General features: G+C 71.1%; 22 protein-coding genes. 18 read left to right on the top strand and 4 right to left on the bottom strand.

Features of this window, described 5'->3' with window-relative positions; genetic code table 11:
- Positions 1 to 2 precede the first annotated feature (2 nt).
- Positions 3 to 527 (bottom strand): amino-acid N-acetyltransferase, encoded by a 525-nt coding sequence (locus tag ACJ512_RS09955; RefSeq protein ID WP_407686822.1) that lies wholly within the window; start codon positions 525 to 527, stop codon positions 3 to 5.
- 56 nt (positions 528 to 583) lie between these two features.
- Here ACJ512_RS09955 and pgsA point away from each other — a divergent pair, with 56 nt between their 5' ends.
- The 4 genes from pgsA (at position 584) to pspM (ending at position 3,400) form a co-directional block, all read left to right on the top strand.
- Positions 584 to 1,174, top strand: coding sequence for a CDP-diacylglycerol--glycerol-3-phosphate 3-phosphatidyltransferase (gene pgsA / locus ACJ512_RS09960; protein WP_407686821.1), 591 nt, complete (start codon positions 584 to 586; stop codon positions 1,172 to 1,174).
- 78 nt (positions 1,175 to 1,252) lie between these two features.
- Entirely contained in the window at positions 1,253 to 1,591 is a 339-nt protein-coding gene (gene clgR / locus ACJ512_RS09965) for a transcriptional regulator ClgR (protein ID WP_407686820.1), read from the top strand.
- Positions 1,592 to 1,757: 166 nt separating this feature from the next.
- Positions 1,758 to 2,573, top strand: a complete 816-nt coding sequence (gene pspA, locus ACJ512_RS09970) for a phage shock protein PspA (RefSeq protein ID WP_407686834.1) — start codon at positions 1,758 to 1,760, stop codon at positions 2,571 to 2,573.
- A gap of 23 nt (positions 2,574 to 2,596) precedes the next feature.
- Positions 2,597 to 3,400: a phage shock envelope stress response protein PspM gene (gene pspM / locus ACJ512_RS09975; protein ID WP_407686819.1), complete on the top strand. Its 804-nt coding sequence runs from the start codon at positions 2,597 to 2,599 to the stop codon at positions 3,398 to 3,400.
- On the opposite strand, the gene ACJ512_RS09980 is transcribed toward pspM, so the two are convergent.
- Positions 3,401 to 3,799, bottom strand: a complete 399-nt coding sequence (locus ACJ512_RS09980; RefSeq protein ID WP_407686818.1) for a DUF5313 domain-containing protein — start codon at positions 3,797 to 3,799, stop codon at positions 3,401 to 3,403.
- Positions 3,800 to 3,815: 16 nt separating this feature from the next.
- Positions 3,816 to 4,247, bottom strand: coding sequence for a limonene-1,2-epoxide hydrolase (locus tag ACJ512_RS09985; RefSeq protein WP_407686817.1), 432 nt, complete (start codon positions 4,245 to 4,247; stop codon positions 3,816 to 3,818).
- A 53-nt stretch (positions 4,248 to 4,300) separates the two neighbouring features.
- Here ACJ512_RS09985 and ACJ512_RS09990 point away from each other — a divergent pair, with 53 nt between their 5' ends.
- The 6 genes from ACJ512_RS09990 (at position 4,301) to ACJ512_RS10015 (ending at position 9,751) form a co-directional block, all read left to right on the top strand.
- A complete protein-coding gene (locus ACJ512_RS09990; RefSeq protein ID WP_407686816.1) occupies positions 4,301 to 5,470 on the top strand; it encodes a glycosyltransferase in 1,170 nt (389 codons plus the stop codon).
- Positions 5,471 to 5,492: 22 nt separating this feature from the next.
- A complete protein-coding gene (locus ACJ512_RS09995) occupies positions 5,493 to 5,687 on the top strand; it encodes a DUF3046 domain-containing protein (protein ID WP_407686815.1) in 195 nt (64 codons plus the stop codon).
- Positions 5,688 to 5,966: 279 nt separating this feature from the next.
- Positions 5,967 to 7,007 carry a recombinase RecA gene (gene recA, locus ACJ512_RS10000; protein ID WP_407686814.1) on the top strand — a complete coding sequence of 347 codons (1,041 nt, stop codon included), beginning with the start codon at positions 5,967 to 5,969 and terminating at the stop codon, positions 7,005 to 7,007.
- Positions 6,973 to 7,503: a recombination regulator RecX gene (gene recX, locus ACJ512_RS10005; RefSeq protein ID WP_407686833.1), complete on the top strand. Its 531-nt coding sequence runs from the start codon at positions 6,973 to 6,975 to the stop codon at positions 7,501 to 7,503. Before recA ends, recX begins: the two co-directional genes overlap by 35 nt.
- 56 nt (positions 7,504 to 7,559) lie before the next feature.
- A complete protein-coding gene (miaB, locus tag ACJ512_RS10010; RefSeq protein ID WP_407686832.1) occupies positions 7,560 to 9,098 on the top strand; it encodes a tRNA (N6-isopentenyl adenosine(37)-C2)-methylthiotransferase MiaB in 1,539 nt (512 codons plus the stop codon).
- On the top strand, positions 9,095 to 9,751 hold the full coding sequence (locus tag ACJ512_RS10015) for an Rv2732c family membrane protein (protein WP_407686813.1): 657 nt from the start codon (positions 9,095 to 9,097) through the stop codon (positions 9,749 to 9,751). The genes miaB and ACJ512_RS10015 overlap by 4 nt, the downstream gene beginning before the upstream one ends.
- A gap of 2 nt (positions 9,752 to 9,753) precedes the next feature.
- On the opposite strand, the gene ACJ512_RS10020 is transcribed toward ACJ512_RS10015, so the two are convergent.
- Positions 9,754 to 11,148, bottom strand: coding sequence for a DUF349 domain-containing protein (locus ACJ512_RS10020; RefSeq protein ID WP_407686812.1), 1,395 nt, complete (start codon positions 11,146 to 11,148; stop codon positions 9,754 to 9,756).
- A gap of 275 nt (positions 11,149 to 11,423) precedes the next feature.
- On the opposite strand from ACJ512_RS10020, the gene ACJ512_RS10025 reads away from it, so the two are divergent.
- From ACJ512_RS10025 to ACJ512_RS10060, 8 genes are all read left to right on the top strand, one after another.
- The gene (locus ACJ512_RS10025; protein ID WP_407686811.1) at positions 11,424 to 12,326 is read left to right on the top strand and encodes a DMT family transporter; all 903 of its coding nucleotides are present in this window, start codon (positions 11,424 to 11,426) and stop codon (positions 12,324 to 12,326) included.
- Positions 12,327 to 12,407: 81 nt separating this feature from the next.
- The gene (locus ACJ512_RS10030; protein WP_407686831.1) at positions 12,408 to 13,334 is read left to right on the top strand and encodes a DMT family transporter; all 927 of its coding nucleotides are present in this window, start codon (positions 12,408 to 12,410) and stop codon (positions 13,332 to 13,334) included.
- Between the two features lie 199 nt (positions 13,335 to 13,533).
- Positions 13,534 to 14,502: a DMT family transporter gene (locus ACJ512_RS10035; RefSeq protein ID WP_407686810.1), complete on the top strand. Its 969-nt coding sequence runs from the start codon at positions 13,534 to 13,536 to the stop codon at positions 14,500 to 14,502.
- A gap of 182 nt (positions 14,503 to 14,684) precedes the next feature.
- Positions 14,685 to 15,374, top strand: coding sequence for a class III extradiol ring-cleavage dioxygenase family protein (locus ACJ512_RS10040; RefSeq protein ID WP_407686809.1), 690 nt, complete (start codon positions 14,685 to 14,687; stop codon positions 15,372 to 15,374).
- Positions 15,375 to 15,382: 8 nt separating this feature from the next.
- Positions 15,383 to 16,312, top strand: coding sequence for a tRNA (adenosine(37)-N6)-dimethylallyltransferase MiaA (miaA, locus tag ACJ512_RS10045; RefSeq protein ID WP_407686830.1), 930 nt, complete (start codon positions 15,383 to 15,385; stop codon positions 16,310 to 16,312).
- A 42-nt stretch (positions 16,313 to 16,354) separates the two neighbouring features.
- Positions 16,355 to 17,227: a diaminopimelate epimerase gene (gene dapF / locus ACJ512_RS10050; protein WP_407686808.1), complete on the top strand. Its 873-nt coding sequence runs from the start codon at positions 16,355 to 16,357 to the stop codon at positions 17,225 to 17,227.
- A gap of 46 nt (positions 17,228 to 17,273) precedes the next feature.
- Positions 17,274 to 18,698 (top strand): GTPase HflX, encoded by a 1,425-nt coding sequence (gene hflX / locus ACJ512_RS10055; RefSeq protein WP_407686807.1) that lies wholly within the window; start codon positions 17,274 to 17,276, stop codon positions 18,696 to 18,698.
- A gap of 85 nt (positions 18,699 to 18,783) precedes the next feature.
- Positions 18,784 to 19,953, top strand: a complete 1,170-nt coding sequence (locus ACJ512_RS10060; protein WP_407686806.1) for an acyl-CoA dehydrogenase family protein — start codon at positions 18,784 to 18,786, stop codon at positions 19,951 to 19,953.
- The last annotated feature ends 401 nt before the right edge of the window (positions 19,954 to 20,354 follow it).

The raw sequence follows: 20,354 nt of genomic DNA on the forward strand, positions 1-20,354 counted from the left end.
AGTCAGAGGACCAGGAGCATCCGGGAGTTGCCCAGGATGTTGGGTTTGACGTAGCTCAGGTCCAGGAACTCGGCGACACCGATGTCGTAGGACCGGCACATCTCCTCGAAGACCTCCGCGGTGACCGGCGTGCCCTCGATCTCGGTGAACCCGTGCTGGCCGAAGAACTCGGTCTCGAAGGTCAGCACGAACAGCCGCTCCAGTTGCAGCTCGCGGGCGACCTCGAGGAGCCGGTCGACGATCGCGTGCCCGATGCCCCGGCCGGTCATGGCGGGATCGACCGCCACGGTGCGGATCTCGCCGAGGTCGGCCCACATCACGTGCAGCGCCCCGCAGCCGACCACCTCGCCCGGCTTCTCGGGGCATTCGGCCACCCAGAACTCCTGGATGGTCTCGTAGAGGGTCACCAGGTTCTTTTCGAGCAGAATCTTGCCCGCGTAGGTGTCGACGAGCCGCTTGATCGCGGGAACGTCGGATGTGCGCGCGCGCCGGACTACCGGACGGTGGTCCTCAGGGCTTTCGGTCACGGGTAACAGTATCGACATGAGGGACGTGTGAACTGGTCAACCGTTATTCTGTTGCCGTGTCCGGGCACCCTCAAACGAGTCCGATCTCAGGTCGCGCCCGGATCGCCAACCTCGCGAACGTCCTCACCGGCGTTCGGTTGGCGCTCGTTCCGGTTTTCCTGCTCGCGCTGTTCGTCGGCGACGGTCACCAGATCGTCGGCCGCGTCGTGGCCTTCGCCATCTTCGCGGTCGCGGGCATCACCGACCGGTTCGACGGCCTGCTGGCGCGCAATTACGGCATGGCAACGGAATTCGGGGCTTTCGCCGATCCGATCGCCGACAAGACGCTGATCGGCTCGGCCCTGATCGCGCTGTCGATGCTGGGCGACCTGCCGTGGTGGGTGACCGGGGTGATCATGACCCGCGAGGTCGGGGTGACCCTGCTGCGCCTGGCGGTGATCCGGCGCGGCGTGATCCCGGCCAGCTGGGGCGGCAAACTCAAGACCGTCGTCCAGTCGGTCGCGATCGGGTTGTTCGTGCTCCCGCTGTCGGGGCCCTTCCGGATCGCGGCGGCCGTGGTGATGGCCGCCGCGATCGTGCTCACGGTGGTCACCGGGATCGACTACGTCGTCTCGACCGTCCGGGAAGTCCGGCGGACGCCCCGCTGATCGCCGGGCGCGAACGGGAACCAACGCCACCGCCGCCGGCGTTGATCCTGTGACGAGCCTGGACCGAAGGAGAGCAGGATGCCGCCATTGGTGCGCGAGGTTATCGGCGACGTGCTTCGCGGGGCCCGGATGACACAGGGCCGGACGCTGCGCGAGGTGTCCGATTCGGCGCGGGTGAGCCTCGGATATCTGTCCGAGGTCGAGCGTGGCCGCAAGGAGCCTTCCAGCGAGTTGCTCAACGCGATCTGCGACGCGCTGGACGTGCCGCTGTCCGCGGTGCTGACGGACGCCGGCGAGCGGATGGCCGGCGAGGAGCGTGCGGTCCGCGCCGCGCCGGGCAGTGCGCCCGGCGGCACGACCATCGACGCCGACACCAAGGTCGTCATCCCGCCGGTGCCGTCCCTGGCCGTGGCCTGAAACGCCCGGATCGGACGCTCCGGGTTCGAGCTGCAAGGGTGGGGCTATCGGTGCCGACCCGTTAAATTGAGCGACAGGGCGGGCGCACGCACCCTGGCCGCGTCCGACACACGGCCCCGCCAGCCCACGGGAAGCGGGCCCACGGAAAGCGAAGGTGGAGCTACTCATGGCCAACCCGTTCGTAAAAGCGTGGAAGTACCTGATGGCGCTGTTCAATGCGAAAATTGACGAGCACGCCGACCCGAAAGTGCAGATCCAGCAGGCCATCGAGGATGCCCAGCGCACCCACCAGGCGCTGACGCAGCAGGCGGCACAGGTGATCGGCAACCAGCGGCAGCTCGAGATGCGCCTCAACCGGCAGCTGGCCGACATCGAGAAGCTGCAGGTCAACGTCCGTCAGGCGCTGACGCTGGCCGACCAGGCCACCGCCGCCGGTGACGCCGCCAAGGCCACCGAATACAACAACGCCGCCGAGGCGTTCGCGGCCCAGCTGGTGACCGCCGAGCAGAGCGTCGAGGACCTCAAGACGCTGCACGACCAGGCGTTGAACGCGGCCGGCCAGGCCAAGAAGGCCGTCGAGCAGAACGCGATGGTGCTGCAGCAGAAGATCGCCGAGCGCACCAAGCTGCTCAGTCAGCTCGAACAAGCCAAGATGCAGGAGCAGGTGAGCGCCTCGCTGCGGTCGATGAGCGAGATCGCCGCGCCGGGCAACGTGCCCAGCCTCGACGAGGTCCGCGACAAGATCGAACGCCGCTACGCCAACGCGATCGGTGCCGCCGAGCTCGCCCAGGGTTCCGTGCAGGGCCGCATGCTCGAGGTCGAGCAGGCCGGCGTGCAGATGGCCGGCCATTCCCGGCTCGAACAGATCCGCGCCTCGATGCGAGGCGAAGCGCTGCCGACGGGCGGGGCCGCCGCCCCTCCCGCTGCCGCGCCCCCCGAGACCACCGGACCGGCGGTGCCCGAGCAGCCGTTCGGCCAGTAGCGCGGGCTCATCGGGGTTTTCGGATGGCCGTGAACTCGACTCAGCGCGGGCTGTGGCGCGCGCTGCTGCAGCGAGGTCTGGGCACCGCCGCGGAGCTCTCCGAGCTGCTCGCCCGGCGGCTGCGCGCGGCCGCGGACCCGCGCGCGCGGCTGCTGCGCCGGCGCCGCCGTGCGCTGCGCTGGGGGCTGATCTTCAGTGCCGGGTGCCTGTTCTGGGCGGTGGTGACGGCGCTGCTGGCGGCCTGGGGCTGGTTCGTGCTGCTGTTGCAGATCACCGGCGCCCTCGCGGTCGTGCAGGCGATCCCGGCGACGTTGTTGCTGTTCCGCTACCGGTGGCTGCGCGCCGAGCCGCTGCCGTCGGGACAACCCGCGGGAGCCCGCCGGCTGCCGCCGCCCGGCTCGGCCGCGCGCCCGGCGATGTACGCGCTGGGCGCCTCCGAACGCGGATTCCACTCGCTGGTGGGTGTGCTAAAGCGGGGCGCCATGCTGCCGGCCGCCGAGATCGAAGACCTGACCGCGGCGGCGGACAGGACCTCGGCGGCGATGGCGGCCACCGCCGCGGAGGTGGTGTCGATGGAGCGCGCGGCGCGCTATTCGGAGTCGTCGCGGCCGCACCTGGTGCCCACCATCAACGCGTTCACCGCACAGTTGAGCGCCGGTGTGCGTCAGTACAACGAAATGGTCACCGCCGCGGCCCAAGTGGTGTCTTCGGCCAGCGGCGGGTCGGCGGCGTCGCAGCGCTACCGCGCCGAGCTGACGCAGGCCACCGATCGCCTGACCGGCTGGGCGCAGGCGTTCGACGAACTCGGCGGGCTCCCGCGCGGCTGACTAGTCCCCGGACCTGGGTCCGTAGCGTTCGACGTACGACCGATGGATGTGCGCGTCGCGCTGCCGGGCGCGTTCGTCGGCGAGCTCCGGGTCCAGGCCGTGCACCTGCAGCATGTGCCGGCGCCACACCTTGTTGAGCGCATGCGAGAAATACACGAACGGGATGAGGATCGGCAGGGTCATGCTCAGGTGGACGTCCAGCGTCGTCGGGATCAACCAGAACGGGGCCAGGACCAGCACCGCCGGAACCGCGACCCGCAGCATCATCCGCCTGGTGGCGCCCTTGCCGGCCAGGTCGCGGCGCACCCAGTCGCGCATCGAGTCGGGCAGCCGGCCTCCGTAGCAGTAGCGCAGGTACTGCAAGGCGTTCGGTCGGGTGCGGGTGCCGTTGTCGCTCATCAGCCTCGGCCGTCGGCTAGAACGTCGCTTTGAGCGAGGGCAGCACCAGCGCCGCCACCCCGCGGGCGGTGGCCTTCATCATGTCGAAGAAGTCGAAGTAGTCGCGCCACAACGTGATTCGCCCGTCGTGCACCTCGAACACCCCGCACACCCAGAACTGCAGCCGCAGCGGGCCGAAGATCAGCGCGTCGGTGCGTTCGGTGAGCACCGCCGCCCCGTCGGCGGCGATGCGGTGGATCTTGACCTCGAAGGCGGCGCGCCCGTCCATGCGACGGAACAGCTTCATCGCCCTGGCGCGGCCGTGGATCGTGGGCAACCCGACGTTCTCGTAGACGAGGTCGTCGTCGAGGGCGGCGTCCGCCGTCTCGTAGTCCGCGTCCTGCAGGGCGTTCAGGAAACGCTCGACCGTGCGAGTGTTCGCCACGCCGGCTTCGGTCAGCTCGGTCATGCCTGCCAGCGTAGGCCAGGATCGCGCCCGCGCGCTGTGGCAGGGTGAAGCGGATGCGCGTCGCCGTGGTCGCCGGGCCGGATCCCGGGCACTCGTTCCCCGCGATCGCGCTGTGCCGGCGCTTCGCCGAGGCCGGTGACGCGCCCATGCTGTTCACCGGTGCCGAGTGGCTCGACACCGCCCGCGCCGCGGGTCTCGACGCCGCCGTGCTGGACGGCCTGGCCGCCACCGACGACGACCTGGACGCCGGGGCCAGGATCCACCGGCGCGCGGCCCGCATGGCCGTCCTCAACGCGCCGGCGCTGCGCGACCTGGCGCCCGACCTGGTGGTGTCCGACGTCATCACCGCCGGCGGCGGCATGGCCGCCGAGTTGCTGGGGATTCCCTGGGTCGAGCTCGACCCGCATCCGCTGTACCTGCCGTCGAAAGGGCTGCCGCCGATCGGCAGCGGGCTGGCCCCGGGCACGGGTGTCCGCGGCCGGCTGCGGGATGCGACGATGCGGGCTCTGACCGCGCGGTCGTGGCGTGCCGGGCTGCGGCAGCGGGCCACCGCCCGCGCCGGAATCGGCTTGCCGGCCCGCGACCCCGGGCCGCTGCGGCGGCTGATCGCCACCCTGCCCGCGCTGGAGGTGCCCCGCCCGGACTGGCCGGTCGAGGCGGTCGTCGTCGGCCCGCTGCACTTCGAACCCACCGAGCGGGTGCTGGAGATCCCCGACGGCCCCGGGCCGGTCGTGGTGGTCGCGCCGTCGACCGCCCTGACCGGGGCCGTGGGGCTGGCCGAGGTCGCGCTGGCCTGCCTGACGCCGGGCGAGACGCTCCCGGCGGGATCGCGGGTGGTGGTCTCGCGGCTGGGCGGCGCCGAGCTGACGGTGCCGCCGTGGGCGTCGGTCGGGCTGGGACGCCAGGACGAGTTGCTGAGGCGCGCGGACCTGGTCGTCTGCGGGGGCGGTCACGGGATGGTGGCCAAGGCGCTGCTGGCCGGGGTGCCGCTGGTCGTGGTCCCGGGCGGTGGGGATCAGTGGGAGATCGCCAACCGGGTGGTCCGCCAGGGCAGCGGGCGGCTGGTCCGGTCGTTGACGGCCGACGCGCTGGTGGCCGCCGCGGCCGAGGTGCTGTCGTCGCCGGGTTGTCGCCGGGCCGCGCAGGCGGCCGCGGCCGGCGCCGCCGGCGTGGCCGATCCGGTGCGGGTCTGCCACGAAGCGCTGGCGTTGGGGGCGGCCTGACCGTCTGGGTATGTTGGCTGGCGTGCGGCTAACGGAGTTCCACGAACGGGTCGTGTTGCGGTTCGGCGCCGCCTACGGCCCGTCGGTGCTGGCAGACCACGCGCTGACCGGCCTGGAGGGCCGGACCGCCGCCCAGGCCATCGAGGAGGGCGTCGAGCCCCGCGACGTGTGGCGGGCATTGTGCGTCGACTTCGACGTGCCCCGCGACCAGTGGTGAGTCGGGTCGTTCCCGGGACTGCGTCCACGGCGGGCGCGCGGCCCCAGATCACGCCGTGACCGCAGGTTCGGTGCACCCCGCGCGGACTCGGCGCCCCGCAGGGCGCTAGCGGGCGGCCGACGAGTTCGTGTCCTCCCTGGCGTGTCCGCTTGAATCGAACAGGTGTTCGTCTACTGTGGTGGGCGTTCGTCAGAATCGACTTGTCGGTGGCCTTCTCTAGTGTCACGGCCAACCGACCGGCACCGGTCAGAAGAACACACCGACTATAGGAGAGACACCATGGCGCAAGCCCCCGACCGCGAGAAGGCACTCGAACTGGCGATGGCCCAGATCGAGAAGAACTACGGCAAAGGCTCGGTGATGCGTCTCGGCGACGAGATACGCCAGCCGATCTCGGTCATCCCGACCGGATCCATCGCACTGGACGTGGCCCTGGGCATCGGCGGCCTGCCCCGCGGGCGGGTCGTGGAGATCTACGGCCCGGAGTCCTCGGGTAAGACCACCGTGGCCCTGCACGCGGTGGCCAACGCCCAGGCCGCCGGCGGCGTGGCGGCGTTCATCGACGCCGAGCACGCCCTGGACCCCGAGTACGCGAAAAACCTCGGCGTGGACACCGACTCCCTGCTGGTCAGCCAGCCCGACACCGGCGAGCAGGCCCTCGAGATCGCCGACATGCTGATCCGCTCCGGCGCCCTGGACATCCTGGTCATCGACTCGGTGGCGGCGCTGGTGCCGCGCGCGGAGCTCGAAGGGGAGATGGGCGACAGCCACGTCGGGCTGCAGGCCCGGCTGATGAGCCAGGCGCTGCGGAAGATGACCGGCGCGCTCAACAACTCGGGAACCACGGCGATCTTCATCAACCAGCTCCGCGAAAAGATCGGCGTGATGTTCGGCAGCCCCGAGACGACCACGGGCGGAAAGGCTTTGAAGTTCTACGCGTCGGTGCGCTTGGACGTGCGCCGCATCGAGACGCTCAAGGACGGCACCAACGCGGTCGGTAACCGCACCCGGGTCAAGGTCGTCAAGAACAAGGTGTCGCCGCCCTTCAAGCAGGCCGAGTTCGACATCCTCTACGGCAAAGGCATCAGCAAGGAAGGTTCGCTGATCGACATGGGGGTGGATCAGGGTTTCATCCGCAAATCCGGCTCCTGGTTCACCTACGAGGGCGAGCAGCTCGGGCAGGGCAAGGAGAACGCCCGCACCTTCCTGATGGAGAACGCCGACGTGGCCAACGAGATCGAGAAGAAGATCAAGGAAAAGCTTGGCATCGGCGCGGTCGTGACCGCTGATGACGTCCTGCCCGCCCCCGTCGACTTCTGAGCCCTCCCGCGAGGAGCAGGCGCGGGCGTTGTGCCTGCGCCTGCTCACCGGGAGAGCGCGCACCCGGGCCGAGTTGGCCGGTGCGCTGGCCAAACGCGGATACCCCGACGACGTCAGCGTGCGGGTGCTCGACCGGCTGGCCGCCGCCGGGCTGGTGGACGACACCGACTTCGCGCAGCAGTGGGTGCGCTCCCGGCGGGCCAACGCCGGCAAGAGCAGGCGCGCCCTGGCCGCCGAGTTGCACACCAAGGGTGTCGACGACGACGTGATCACCGCGGCGCTGGGCGGCATCGACGCCGGCGCCGAACGCGACCTGGCCGCCAAGCTGGTCCGGTCGAAGCTGCGGCGCGAGGCGCTCGGCGGGGGCGGTAAGGACGAGATGCGGGTGAGCCGCAGGCTGGTCGGGATGCTGGCGCGCCGCGGCTACAGCCAGAACCTGGCGTGCGAGGTCGTCCTCGCCGAGCTGGCCGCCGAGCGGGAGCGCCGCCGGGTGTGACGTGCGCGGCCGGCGGCCGCGTAACGCCGAAGCCGTACCATGGCCCCGTGACTTCGATGGTGACGCGCGGGGCCTGCGATGGCCCCGCAGACCGGCCCGGGCTCGGGCCCTCGCCGGTGCGCACCTACCAAGTCCGCACGTACGGGTGCCAGATGAACGTCCACGATTCCGAGCGGTTGGCCGGTCTACTGGAGGCGGCCGGTTACCGGCGCGCGGCCGAGGACGGCGACGCCGATGTCGTGGTGTTCAACACCTGCGCCGTGCGCGAGAACGCCGACAACAAGCTCTACGGCAACCTCAGCCACCTCGCGCCGCGCAAACGCGACAACCCCGACATGCAGATCGCGGTCGGCGGTTGCCTGGCGCAGAAGGACCGCGACGCGCTGCTGCGCAAGGCGCCCTGGGTCGACGTCGTCTTCGGCACCCACAACATCGGGTCGCTGCCCACGCTGCTCGACCGGGCCCGGCACAACAAGGTCGCCCAGGTGGAGATCGCCGAAGCGCTGCAACAGTTTCCGTCCTCGCTGCCCACCGCCCGCGACTCCGCCTATGCCGCCTGGGTGTCGATCTCCGTCGGCTGTAACAACACCTGCACCTTCTGTATCGTGCCGGCGCTGCGCGGCAAGGAGGTGGACCGCAACCCGGACGACATCCTGGCCGAGGTCGGCTCCCTGGTGGCCGACGGCGTGCTCGAGGTCACCCTGCTGGGCCAGAACGTCAACGCCTACGGGGTGTCGTTCGCCGATCCGGCGCAGCCGCGCGACCGGGGCGCCTTCGCCAAGCTGCTGCGTGCCTGTGGCCGCATCGACGGGCTGGAGCGGGTCCGGTTCACGTCGCCGCACCCGGCCGAGTTCACCGACGACGTCATCGAGGCCATGGCCGAGACGCCGAACGTCTGCCCCGCCCTGCACATGCCGCTGCAGTCGGGGTCCGACCGCGTCCTGCGCGCGATGCGGCGTTCCTACCGCGCCGAGCGCTACCTGGGCATCATCGACCGCGTTCGGGCGGCCATGCCGCACGCCGCCATCACCACCGATCTGATCGTCGGCTTCCCCGGTGAGACCGAAGAGGACTTCGCGGCCACGCTCGACGTGGTGCGCCGGGCCCGGTTCGCCGCGGCGTTCACCTTCCAGTACTCCAAACGGCCGGGCACCGTCGCCGCCGAACTCGAGGGGCAGCTACCGAAAGCCGTGGTGCAGGAACGCTACGAACGGCTGGTCGAGCTGCAGGAGCAGATCTCGCTGGAAGGCAACCGGGCCCTGGTCGGGCAGACCGTCGAATTGCTCGTGGCCGCCGGTGAGGGCCGCAAGGACCCCCATACCGCGCGGATGACCGGCCGGGCCCGCGACGGCCGGCTGGTGCACTTCGGCGCGGGGCAGTGCACCGACGCGGTGCGGCCCGGTGACGTCGTCACCGCGGCGGTCACCGCTGCCGCGCCCCACCACCTGATCGCCGACGCGGGAATCCTGAACCACCGGCGCACCCGGGCGGGCGATGCGCACGCCGCCGGGCAGCGCCCGCGCGGCACCGGTCTCGGCATGCCCGCCGTCGGGCCGCCCGTCGGCCCGGCCGAACCCCTCGGATGTGAGCGATGACGAAGAAACAACACACGCAGCTGGACGCCCTGCGCACCGAGATCGAGGCGGCGGAGCGCCGGGTGGCGCGTCAGATCGAGCCGGGGCCACGCGGTTTCGTGATCTCGATCCTGGTGTTCGTGCTGCTGGCCACGTTCATCCTCCCGCACACCGGTGACGTGCGCGGCTGGGACGTGCTGTTCAGCAGCCACGGCGCCGGCGCGGCCGCGGTCGCCCTGCCCTCCCGGGTGTTCGCCTGGCTGGCGCTGGTGTTCGGGGTCGGTTTCTCGATGCTGGCGCTGATGACGCGGCGTTGGGCGCTGGCCTGGATCGCTCTGGTGGGTTCGGCGCTCGCCTGCCCGGCCGGGCTGCTGGCGGTCTGGTCGCGCCAAACCGTGACCGCCGGGCACCCGGGCCCGGGCTGGGGCCTGATCGTCGCCTGGATCACCGTGATCGTGCTGACCTACCAGTGGGCCCGCGTGGTGTGGTCGCGCACGATCGTGCAGCTCGCGGCCGAGGAGGAGCGGCGACGGGCCGCGGCCCGGCAGCAGTCGATGACGCTGTTGGACAGCCTCGGCAAGCCGGGCCGCCCCCACGACCCGGACGGGGCCGGTGACCCGGACGCCGCCCGGGGTGTCCCCAAGCCGGCGGATCCGCAGCAGGACGACCGCTAGGGTCAGCGCCGCAGCGCCGCAGCGGCCGCCTGCGCCCACTGCCGCCACTGTTCGGCGTTGGCCTTCGCCTCCTCGGCGTCTTTGGTGCGGCCGGCGGCCGCCGCCTTCTGGGCCTGCTGCTCGTACTGCTCGGCGCGAACGCGGAACTGCTCGGCCCGGGCCTGCGCCTGGGGATCCGACCTGTCGGCTTCGCCGGCGTCGCGCACCTTCTTCTCGACCGCGCGCAGCCGCCGCTCCAGCTCGGCGGACCGTTCCCGCGGCACCCGGCCGATGACTTCCCACCTGTCCACGATCGACCGCAGCGCCGCCCTGGCGGCGTCATGGTTGCCGGTGTCGAGCTTCTCGGCCTCGGCCAGCAGCGCCTCCTTGGCGGTGGCGTTGGCGCGCAATTCGGCGTCCTTCTCCGCCGTCGCGGCGTTGCGTGCCGAGAAGAAGGTGTCCTGGGCGGCCTTGAAGCGTCGCCACAGCGCGTCGTCGACGTCGCGGGACGCCCGTCCCGCCGCCTTCCAGTCGGTGAGCAGCTTGCGGAACTCCGCGCTGGTGGCGGCCCAGTCCGTCGAATCGGACAGCTCCTCGGCCTGTTCGCAGAGCCGCTCCTTGGCCTGCCGGACCGCCGAGCGCTCCCGGTCCAGTTCGGCGAAATGCGATCCCCGCCGCCGGTTGAAGGTTTCCCGGGCCGCGGAATAGCGCTTCCACAGCGCGTCGTCGACCTTGCGGTCGAGGCCGTTGATGGTCTTCCACTCGTCGAGAATTGTCCGCAGCCGGTCGCCGGCGGCCTTCCACTGGATGGAGTTGGTGGCCAGGTCCTCGGCCTCGGCGGCCAGCGCCTCCTTGCGCGCGGTCTGCGCGGCCCGCTGTTCGTCGCGGCGCGCGCGCTCCGCGGCGATGCCGGCGTCGGCCTGGTTGACCAGGCTGTCCAGGCGGGCGGCGAGGGCGTCGACATCGCCCAGCACCGACGCCGTCGGCAACGTCTCGGCCAGCTCGGCGGCGTGCGCTTTGATCTTGCGGGCGTCCCCTGTCCCCGACGCCAGCCGCTCCTCCATGAGCGTGACCTCGGTGCTGAGGTCGTCGAACCGCCGGCCGAAGTGGGCGAACGCGGCTTCGGGGTCACCGGCCTGCCAGGAGCCGACGACACGCTCACCGGCGGCGCTGACCAGCCAGACCGTGCCGTCGTCGTCCACGCGCCCGAACTGGTGCGGGTTGCTGCGCGGGGGCGCCGGTACCGGGTGGGCGGCGGGCCGCGGTGTGGGCCGGGGTCCGGGGCGGGGACCGGGGCGCGGCACCGGCTGGGCGGCCGGCGGGTCGACCGGCCCGGAAACCGGCCCCGAAACCGACTGAGTGTCCGGCTCCAGCGCCGGTTCGGCCGAATCGTTGCTGCGGGGCTCGTCAGCCGTCATACGCTCGCCATCACCCTCTTGCAACCCTTCCGCGCGGGATCTGTCCCGCGCATCTGCCGCGCGTAGCGGCGCCCGTCCGGCCGGAGGGCCGGTGCCGCCCACGCCGGGTGGCCCATCACCAGCTGCTCCTCGACCGTCCCCACAGTATTCAAACAGCTTGCCGGGCCGCATGCCGCCACCTTCCCGTCACCGCCCGGACACCGAGATTGTGCAACAGTGGAGAGATACGAAGTTATCTGCTCATGTCCCCTCACGACACGACGGAGAAATCGTTCATGGCGAAGGTGGATCTCGCCACCCTGCTCGCGTTGAGTGCGGCGCTGTGCGTGGCGATCGGCGATGTACTGCAACAACGGGCCACGCACCGGATCATCGACCGATCGGTCGGGCACCTGGAATTGTTCGCGGTCCTGCTGCGCAACCAGCGGTGGCGCTGGGGTGCGCTGCTGCTCGTGGTGAGTATCGCGTTGCAGGCTGCGGCGCTGGACGAGGGTTCGGTGCTGCTGGTGCAGGCGCTGCTGGTGCTGTCGCTGTTGTTCGCGCTGCCGGTGAGCGCGCGGCTGGCCGACCGCAGCGTGACCGGACGGGAGTGGCTCTGGGCCGCTTTGCTGACCGCCGCGGTGGTGGTGATCGTCACCGTCGGCAACCCGCGGGCCGGTCACTCGAACGGATCGTGGCAGACCTGGGCCGCCGTGGCCGCGGTGACGGGACCGCTGCTGATCGGGTGCCTGGTGGTCGCCCGGATGCGCGGCGGCGCGGTGGCCGCGGTGCTGTACGCCCTCGTGTCGGGTTCGCTGTGGGGCATCTTCGGGGTGCTCACCAAGGGAGTTGTCCACCGGATCGACGACGGCGGGTGGGCGTTGGTGCGGACACCCGAGGTGTACGTGTGGCTGTTGCTCGCGCTGGGCGGGTTCGCCTGGGAGCAGTCGGCGTTCCGGGCCGGCGCCCTCACCGCGTCGATGCCCACGCTGGAGGTGTCGCAGCCGGTGGTGGCGGCTTCGCTGGGTGTCGTCGTCCTCGGCGAGACGCTGAACACCGGCCGGGCCGGGATGGTCGCCCTGGTGGTGGCCGCGCTGGTGATGACGGCCGCCACCTTCGAGCTGGCGCGGATCGACGCGGTTGCCACGCACAAGAAGGTCGAGCGCAAGCTTCGCGGCCGGGTGCGCCAACCCGCGTAGCCGCCGGGCGGCCGCGCGCGCAGGTAACCTCGTGCCGGGTCGTGCGCGGCGCGGGGGCCGCGCGTCGGTGAGGAGGTCGCCATCGGAAAGGTGGACATCGCGGCGTTGCTGGCGCTGATCGCCGCGCTGATATCCGGCGCCGGTGACGTGGTCAGGCAGCGCTCCGCGCAGGAGATCACCGACCAGCGGGTCGGCCACGTGGAGTTGCTGCGCATGTCGTTGCGCGACGCCAAGTGGTGGCTGGGGGGAACGGCGGCCATGGCGAGCTTCGCCCTGCAGGCGGTGGCCCTGGGCCTGGGCTCGGTGGTGTTGGTGCAGGCCTTGCAGGTGACGGCGCTGCTGTTCGCGCTGCCGGTCTATGCCTGGCTGACCAAACAGGGTCTGACCCGCGGGGAATGGGTGTGGGCGTTCCTGCTGGCCGGCGCGGTGGCGGTGTTCGTCTCGGTCGGCGAACCCGCCGCCGGCTATCAGCGCGGGTCGCTGCATTCGTGGGCTGTGGTGGCGCTGGTGCTCGGCCCGGCGATGGTGTTGTGCGTGCTGGGCGCGCGGGTGTTCACCGGGCCGGTGGCCGCGGTGCTGCTCGCGCTGGTCTCGGCGTCCTCGTGGGCGCTGTTCTCGGTACTCACCAAGGCGATCGTCGACACGCTGCACAGTGGCCTGGAGACCGTGCTGCGCACCCCGGAGCTCTACGGCTGGGTGCTGGTCGCGGCGCTGGGCACGGTGTTTCAGCAGTCGTCGTTTCGGGCCAGTTCGCTCACCGCGTCGTTGCCGACGATGACGGTGGCCGAACCGCTGGTGGCGTCGGTGCTGGGCATCACCGTGCTGGGGGAGACCCTCACGGCCGACGGGCCGGAGCTGATCGCCCTGGTGGCCGCGGCGGTGGTCGTGGTGATCGCGACGGCGGCCCTGGCCCGCGGTGAGGCCGTCTCCATGAACGCCGAACTCGGCGAGAGCGGCCCGGCGGCCGGCGGTCCGGCCGCCGTGGTCCCCTCGGGCGCGGAGGCATAGCCGGCGGGGGCGCCCGGAACTCTTGGCCGGGGTACAGCTGCGGCACAGCTTGGTGCTGTAGGTGTGGAGCGTTACCCCCGGCCGGCGGTCACCTACCGCGCAATGTCACACAGTCGTAGGTGAACCGATGCCAAACAGTTGGTGTATTTGCCGTCGCCCGGGGAACACTGGTGGAACGGGTTTGAGGTGAGGGGTCTGCATGTCCAAAGTCGATGTCGCGGCGTTGCTGGCTTTGTGCGCGGCGATGGCGTCCGCCGTCGGCGACGTGATCAGGCAACGCTCCGCGCAGGAGATCACCGACAAGAAGGTCGGTCACCTGGAGTTGTTCCGCATGTCGTTGAAGGACACCCGGTGGTGGCTGGGCGGTCTTGCGGCGATCGTCAACTACAGCCTGCAGGCCGGCGCCCTGGCGTGGGGCTCCGTGGTGTTGGTGACGGCGTTACAGGTCACGGCGCTGCTCTTCGCGCTGCCGATCTACGCCCGTCTGACCGATCGCCGGGTGACCCGCTGGGAGTGGCTGTGGGCGGTGATCCTGGCCGGCGCCCTGGCGGTGGTCATCATCGTCGGCGACCCCGCATCGGGCCAGCAGCGCGCCTCGATCGCTACGTGGATGATCGTCGGTGGCGTGATGCTCCCGCTGCTCGTGGGGTGCGTGCTGGCCGCGCGGGCATGGTCCGGTGGCCCGTTTGCGGCCGTGTTGCTCGCCCTGGTGGCGGGTTCGTCGCTGGCGCTGTTCGCGGTGCTGACCAAGGGGATCGTGGAGATCAGCGAGCACAGCCTGGTCGGCGTGCTGACCGCCCCGGAGTTCGTGCCGTGGATTCTGGCCGCCCTGGCCGGGATGATCTTCCAGCAGTCGGCGTTCCGGGCCGGCGCGCTGACCGCGTCGATGCCGACGATGACCGTGGCCAAGCCCGTGGTGGCCGCGATGCTCGGGGTGTTCGTGCTGGGCGAGACGCTGAGCACCGACGGCCCCAAGGCGTTGGTGCTGATCGCGGCGGTGTCGGTGGTGATCATCGCGACGGTGGCGCTGGCCCGCGGCGAGGCCGCCACGATGGTCGCCCAGACCGGCCGGGACGGGGTCGGCGCGGCCCCGTGCAGGCGGCGGGGCGCCGGCGAGAGTTCCGACCCCTCCGGGCACCCGGTTGCCGTGGCGGATGGCCGGGCCTGACGTTCGCTGGCGGCCGGACCGGCGAGGATGCCCCCACGGGGAAGGCGCACTTCGCGGTGGTTCGGTCCCGTTCCGCACGGGAGATCACCGACAGGCAGGTTGACCACCGGGAGTTGCGGTGGCCGGCGGCGGAGGCTTGCCAGGCCGCGGGGACCGGCGGCCCGAGACGCTAGTTTGGTGGCGTGCTGAGCGCCATCGCCATCGTTCCGTCCGCCCCCGTACTTGTTCCCGAACTGGCCGGAGGGGCCGCCGCCGAGGTGTGCGACCTGGCCGCGGCGGTGGTGGCGGCGGCCGCGTTGCTGCCGTCCCGATGGGTCGTCATCGGCACGGGTGGCCGCGATGACGTGCTGGGCCCCGACGGTGTCGGCACGTTCGCGGGGTTCGGCGCCGACGTGCGCGTCCGGTTGTGCCCCGGCGACGACGGCGGCGAGCCCGCCGATTTTCCGCTGTGTGCGCTGATCGCCGGCTGGGTGCGGGGCCGGGCGCGGCCCGACGCCCGCGCGCGGGTGCACGTCTACCGCGGCGACCACGGTTCGGACACCGCGCCGGCCCGGGGCCGGCAACTGCGCGCCGAGATCGACGGGACGCCCGATCCGGTCGGCGTGCTGGTGGTGGCCGACGGCGCGAACACCCTGACCGCGGCGGCCCCCGGCGGCCACCACCCGGGTGACGCCGCCGCGCAACTGGCCCTCGACGACGCGCTGGCCAACGGCGACGTCATCGCCCTGACCCGGTTGCCGCCGCCGATCCTGGGGCGGGTCGCGTTCGGGGTGCTGGCCGGTCTGGCCGGGCCGGGGCCGCGTGCGGCCAAGGAGCTCTACCGGGGCGCGCCGTTCGGGGTGGGGTACTTCGTCGGCGCCTGGCAGCCGTGAATCCGATGCTGCGACCGCTGGCGATCATCGGTCCGACCGGCACGGGTAAGTCGCAGCTGGCGCTCGACGTCGCCGAGCGGCTCGGCGACACGGCCGGCGCCGAGGTCGTCAATGCCGACGCCATGCAGCTCTACCGCGGCATGGACATCGGCACCGCCAAGGTGCCCGTCGAGCAGCGTCACGGCATTGCCCATCACCAGCTCGACGTCCTCGACGTCACGCAGACCGCGACCGTCGCCCGCTACCAACGAGCCGCCGCCGCCGACGTCGAGGCGATCGCGGCCCGCGGTGCGGTACCGCTCGTCGTGGGCGGGTCGATGCTCTACGTCCAGTCGCTGCTGGACGACTGGTCGTTTCCGGCCACCGATCCCGAGGTGCGGGCGCGTTGGGAACGACGCCTCGCCGAGGTCGGGGCGGGTGGGCTGCACGCCGAGCTGGCCCGCCGCGACCCGGCCGCGGCCGCGGCGATCCTGCCCACCGACGGCAGGCGCACGGTGCGGGCGCTGGAGGTCGTCGAACTGACGGGGAAGCCGTTCGCCGCGTCGGCGCCGCGCGTCGGCACTCCGCGCTGGGGCGCAGTCATCATCGGGTTAGACTGTGACACAACGATTCTCGATGAAAGGTTGGCGCGTCGCACCGATGCGATGTTCGACCAGGGACTGGTCGAGGAGGTGCGCACCCTGCTGCGCGCCGGCCTGCGCGACGGGGTGACCGCGTCACGCGCGCTGGGCTACGCCCAGGTTCTCGCGGCGCTCGACGCCGGTGGGGGAGCCGCGGCGCTGCGGGATGCCCGGGAGCAGACGTTCGCGGGGACCCGGCGCTACGTGCGACGGCAGCGGTCCTGGTTCCGCCGGGACCACCGGGTACGGTGGCTCGATGCCACCGCGGGTGCCGGTCTCGTCGACGCCGCGTTGCGGGCGTGGCGGCAAGTACCCTGAACAGGTGATCCGCGCCGACGGCGACACCGAGGAGTCGCGCAGATGATCTTCGCCAAGGGCCACGGCACCGAGAACGACTTCGTGCTGCTGCCCGACGTGGATGCTGCGCTGACGCTGACCCCTACCGGGGTGGCCGCGTTGTGCGACCGGCGCCGCGGAGTGGGCGCCGACGGGGTGCTGCGGATCACCACCGCCGGCGCCGCGCTGGCGGCCGGTGTGCTCGGGCGGCTGCCCGACGGTGTCGCCGCCGACGACTGGTACATGGACTACCGCAACGCCGACGGGTCGATCGCCGAGATGTGCGGCAACGGGGTGCGGGTGTTCGCCCACTACCTGCGGGCCGGCGGCCTGGAGTCACGCGACGAGTTCGTCGTCGGGTCGCTGGCCGGCGCCCGCCTGGTCACGGTGCACCATGCGGATGCGGCCCGGGCCGACGTCAGCGTCGACATGGGCAAGGCCAACCGGATCGGCACCGGGGAGGCCGTCGTCGGCGGTCGGCGGTTCGCCGGGTTGGCGGTCGACGTCGGCAACCCCCACCTGGCCTGCGTGGATCGGCGGCTGAGCGCCGACGCGCTGGCGGCCCTCGATGTGGCCGCGCCGGTCGGCTTCGACCACGCCCAGTTCCCGGAGGGCGTCAACGTCGAGGTGCTCACCGCCCCCGTGGGTGGGCTGGTGCGGATGCGGGTACATGAGCGTGGTGTGGGGGAAACGCGGTCGTGCGGCACCGGGACGGTCGCGGCCGCGGTGGCCGCGCTGGCCGATGCCGGTGCCGACACCGGGACCCTCACCGTGCGGGTTCCGGGCGGTGACGTGACCGTCACGGTCACCGACGCCACCAGCCACCTGCGCGGGCCCTCGGTTCTGGTCGCTCACGGCGAAATCGGCGGGGAATGGTGGAGCGCGCAGCAGTGTTGAATCGGATGCACCACGCCGATGCGGCGTGCACTATTGCAGATTGCCTATGACACATCCCGAATTTCCTCATCAGGACCCCAGCGTCGGCGAACTCGCCCTCGAAGACCGGTCGGCGCTGCGCCGGGTCGCCGGGCTGTCGACCGAGCTGGCCGACGTCTCCGAGGTCGAATATCGCCGGCTGCGGCTGGAACGCGTGGTGCTGGTCGGCGTGTGGACCGAAGGCAGCGCCGCCGACAACCAGGCGAGCATGGCCGAGCTGGCGGCGCTGGCCGAAACCGCCGGCTCCCAGGTGCTCGAAGGGCTGATCCAGCGCCGCGACAAGCCCGACCCCGCGACCTACATCGGCTCCGGCAAGGCGGCCGAACTGCGCGCGGTGGTCCTGGCGACCGGCGCCGACACGGTCATCTGTGACGGGGAGTTGTCCCCGGCGCAGCTGACCGCGCTGGAAAAGGCCGTGAAAGTCAAGGTCATCGACCGCACCGCGCTGATCCTCGACATCTTCGCCCAGCACGCCACCAGCCGGGAGGGCAAGGCCCAGGTGTCACTCGCCCAGATGGAGTACATGCTGCCGCGGCTGCGTGGCTGGGGTGAGTCGATGTCGCGGCAGGCCGGTGGCCGCGCCGGCGGCAGCGGGGGCGGTGTGGGCCTGCGCGGTCCCGGTGAGACCAAGATCGAGACTGACCGCCGCCGCATCCGCGAACGCATGACCCGGCTGCGCCGCGAGATCAAGGACATGAAGCAGGTCCGCGACACCCAGCGCAGCCGGCGCCTGCACGCCGACATGCCCTCGGTCGCCATCGTCGGATACACCAACGCGGGCAAGTCCAGCCTGCTCAACGCGCTCACCGGGGCGGGCGTGCTGGTGCAGGACGCCCTGTTCGCCACCCTGGAACCCACCACCCGGCGCGCGGAACTGCCCGACGGCCGGCCGTTCGTGCTCACCGACACCGTGGGCTTCGTCCGGCACCTGCCGACCCAGCTGGTCGAGGCGTTCCGCTCCACGCTGGAGGAGGTCGTCGACGCCGACCTGCTGGTGCACGTCGTCGACGGCTCCGACGCCACCCCGTTGGCCCAGATCGACGCGGTCCGCCAGGTCGTCTCCGACGTCGTCACCGACCACCGGGGCGAACACGATGCCGAACCGCCGCCGGAGTTGCTGGTGGTCAACAAGATCGACGCCGCCAGCGACCTGACCCTGGCCAAACTCCGGCACGCCCTGCCCGGCGCGGTGTTCTTGTCCGCGCGCACCGGCGACGGCATCGAGGCGCTGCGGCGGCGGATAGCCGAGCTCGCCGCGCCCACCGACACCGCCGTGGACGTGGTGATTCCCTACCACCGCGGTGACCTGGTGTCCCGGCTGCATTCCGACGGGCGGGTCCAGCACGAGGAGCACAACGGCGACGGCACCCGGATCAAGGCCCGGGTTCCGGTGGCGCTGGCCGCCAGCCTGCGGGAATTCGCCGCCCGGTGAGAGCCACCGCCTGCCGACCAACCGGGTGGTTGGTATATGTTGGGCGGCAGAGTTCCCTTCCGCCGGAGGTCTTCCCATGAGTTCAGTGAGTTCAGCGAGTAGCGCCATCAAATACGAACGCACGCTGTTCGAGCCCGAGCACGAATTGTTCCGCGAGTCCTACCGGGCGTTTCTCGAGCGCCACGTCGCGCCCCACCACGAGGAGTGGGAGAAGGCCAAGATCGTCGACCGCGGGGTCTGGCTCGAGGCCGGCAAGCAGGGCTTTCTGGGGATGGCGGTGCCCGAGGAGTACGGCGGCGGCGGCGATCCCGACTTTCGCTACAACACCATCATCACCGAGGAGACCGCCGCCGGGCGCTTCAACGGGATCGGTTTCGGGCTGCACAACGACATCGTCGCGCCCTACCTGCTGGCGCTGGGCACCGAGGAGCAGAAGCAGCGCTGGCTGCCCAAGTTCTGCACCGGGGAGCTGATCACCGCGATCGCGATGACCGAGCCGGGCACCGGCAGCGACCTGCAGGGCATCAAGACCCGCGCGGTCAAGCAGGGTGACCACTACGTGCTCAACGGGTCAAAGACGTTCATCACCAACGGAATCAACTCCGATCTGGTGATCGTAGTCGCGCAGACCGATCCGGACAAAGGGGCGCAAGGCTTTTCGCTGCTCGTGGTGGAGCGCGGCATGGAGGGCTTCGAACGGGGCCGCCACCTGGACAAGATCGGCCTGGACGCGCAGGACACGGCCGAGCTGTCGTTCACCGACGTCAAGGTGCCGGCCGAGAACCTGCTCGGCGAGGAGGGCATGGGCTTCATCTATCTCATGCAGAACCTGCCGCAGGAACGCATCTCGATCGCCGTGATGGCGGCCGCGGCGATGGAGCAGGTACTCGAACAGACGCTGCAATACACCAAGGAGCGGAAGGCTTTCGGCAAGCCGATCGGCAGTTTCCAGAACAGTCGATTCGTCCTGGCCGAGTTGGCGACCGAGGCGACCGTGGTGCGCGTGATGGTTGACGAGTTCCTGCGGCTGCACCTGGACAAGAAGCTCACGGCCGAACAGGCCGCAATGGCCAAGTGGTATGCCACCGAGAAGCAGGTGCATCTGATCGACCGCTGCCTGCAATTGCACGGCGGCTACGGCTATATGCGCGAATACCCCGTTGCGCGAGCCTATCTCGATGCTCGGGTGCAGACCATCTACGGTGGCACCACCGAGATCATGAAGGAGATCATCGGTCGCGGGCTCGGGGTGTAGCCGGATCCCCATCGCGTACAACGGGACTCGTCCCCGTCGGCGAAGTTACTGACGCGTAGCGGGTTTGGGTCGCCTCTTTCGCAGGCGCCGGAGTTCATCGAGGGCGAATGAGTTGAAATTCGCGCGATCCGGCAATCGTCGGTCCGGTGTCGGCCCGCTGATGCTCTGACGTACCGTCGACGCATGCGTTTTGCAGGTGGCGACGGTGTTGTCGCACATCGTCAACCCGGCGACCACGGGGCCGGTGAGCGCGCGAAGGGGTGCGCGGACGTCGACGTCACGGAGCGCGGCCGGGGGCCCGCGACGGCCCCGGGGTGCGGCAGCGCGATCCGAACGATGCGCGCACGGCCGCACGCTTCGTTGCGACGCGCACCCGGTTCGGCATCATTTGCACATCGATG

The organism is Mycobacterium cajalii (genome assembly GCF_045809005.2).
Classification (GTDB): domain Bacteria; phylum Actinomycetota; class Actinomycetes; order Mycobacteriales; family Mycobacteriaceae; genus Mycobacterium.

What these genes read in the sequence shown, in the direction of transcription:
- clgR (WP_407686820.1), top strand. Translation starts at nt 1,253, where the DNA reads ATGCCGCCATTGGTGCGCGAGGTTATCGGCGACGTGCTTCGCGGGGCC.
- pspA (WP_407686834.1), top strand. Translation starts at nt 1,758, where the DNA reads ATGGCCAACCCGTTCGTAAAAGCGTGGAAGTACCTGATGGCGCTGTTC.
- pspM (WP_407686819.1), top strand. Translation starts at nt 2,597, where the DNA reads ATGGCCGTGAACTCGACTCAGCGCGGGCTGTGGCGCGCGCTGCTGCAG.
- ACJ512_RS09980 (WP_407686818.1), bottom strand. Translation starts at nt 3,799, where the DNA reads ATGAGCGACAACGGCACCCGCACCCGACCGAACGCCTTGCAGTACCTG.
- ACJ512_RS09985 (WP_407686817.1), bottom strand. Translation starts at nt 4,247, where the DNA reads ATGACCGAGCTGACCGAAGCCGGCGTGGCGAACACTCGCACGGTCGAG.
- ACJ512_RS09990 (WP_407686816.1), top strand. Translation starts at nt 4,301, where the DNA reads ATGCGCGTCGCCGTGGTCGCCGGGCCGGATCCCGGGCACTCGTTCCCC.
- recA (WP_407686814.1), top strand. Translation starts at nt 5,967, where the DNA reads ATGGCGCAAGCCCCCGACCGCGAGAAGGCACTCGAACTGGCGATGGCC.
- miaB (WP_407686832.1), top strand. Translation starts at nt 7,560, where the DNA reads ATGGTGACGCGCGGGGCCTGCGATGGCCCCGCAGACCGGCCCGGGCTC.
- ACJ512_RS10015 (WP_407686813.1), top strand. Translation starts at nt 9,095, where the DNA reads ATGACGAAGAAACAACACACGCAGCTGGACGCCCTGCGCACCGAGATC.
- ACJ512_RS10020 (WP_407686812.1), bottom strand. Translation starts at nt 11,148, where the DNA reads ATGACGGCTGACGAGCCCCGCAGCAACGATTCGGCCGAACCGGCGCTG.
- ACJ512_RS10025 (WP_407686811.1), top strand. Translation starts at nt 11,424, where the DNA reads ATGGCGAAGGTGGATCTCGCCACCCTGCTCGCGTTGAGTGCGGCGCTG.
- ACJ512_RS10035 (WP_407686810.1), top strand. Translation starts at nt 13,534, where the DNA reads ATGTCCAAAGTCGATGTCGCGGCGTTGCTGGCTTTGTGCGCGGCGATG.
- dapF (WP_407686808.1), top strand. Translation starts at nt 16,355, where the DNA reads ATGATCTTCGCCAAGGGCCACGGCACCGAGAACGACTTCGTGCTGCTG.
- hflX (WP_407686807.1), top strand. Translation starts at nt 17,274, where the DNA reads ATGACACATCCCGAATTTCCTCATCAGGACCCCAGCGTCGGCGAACTC.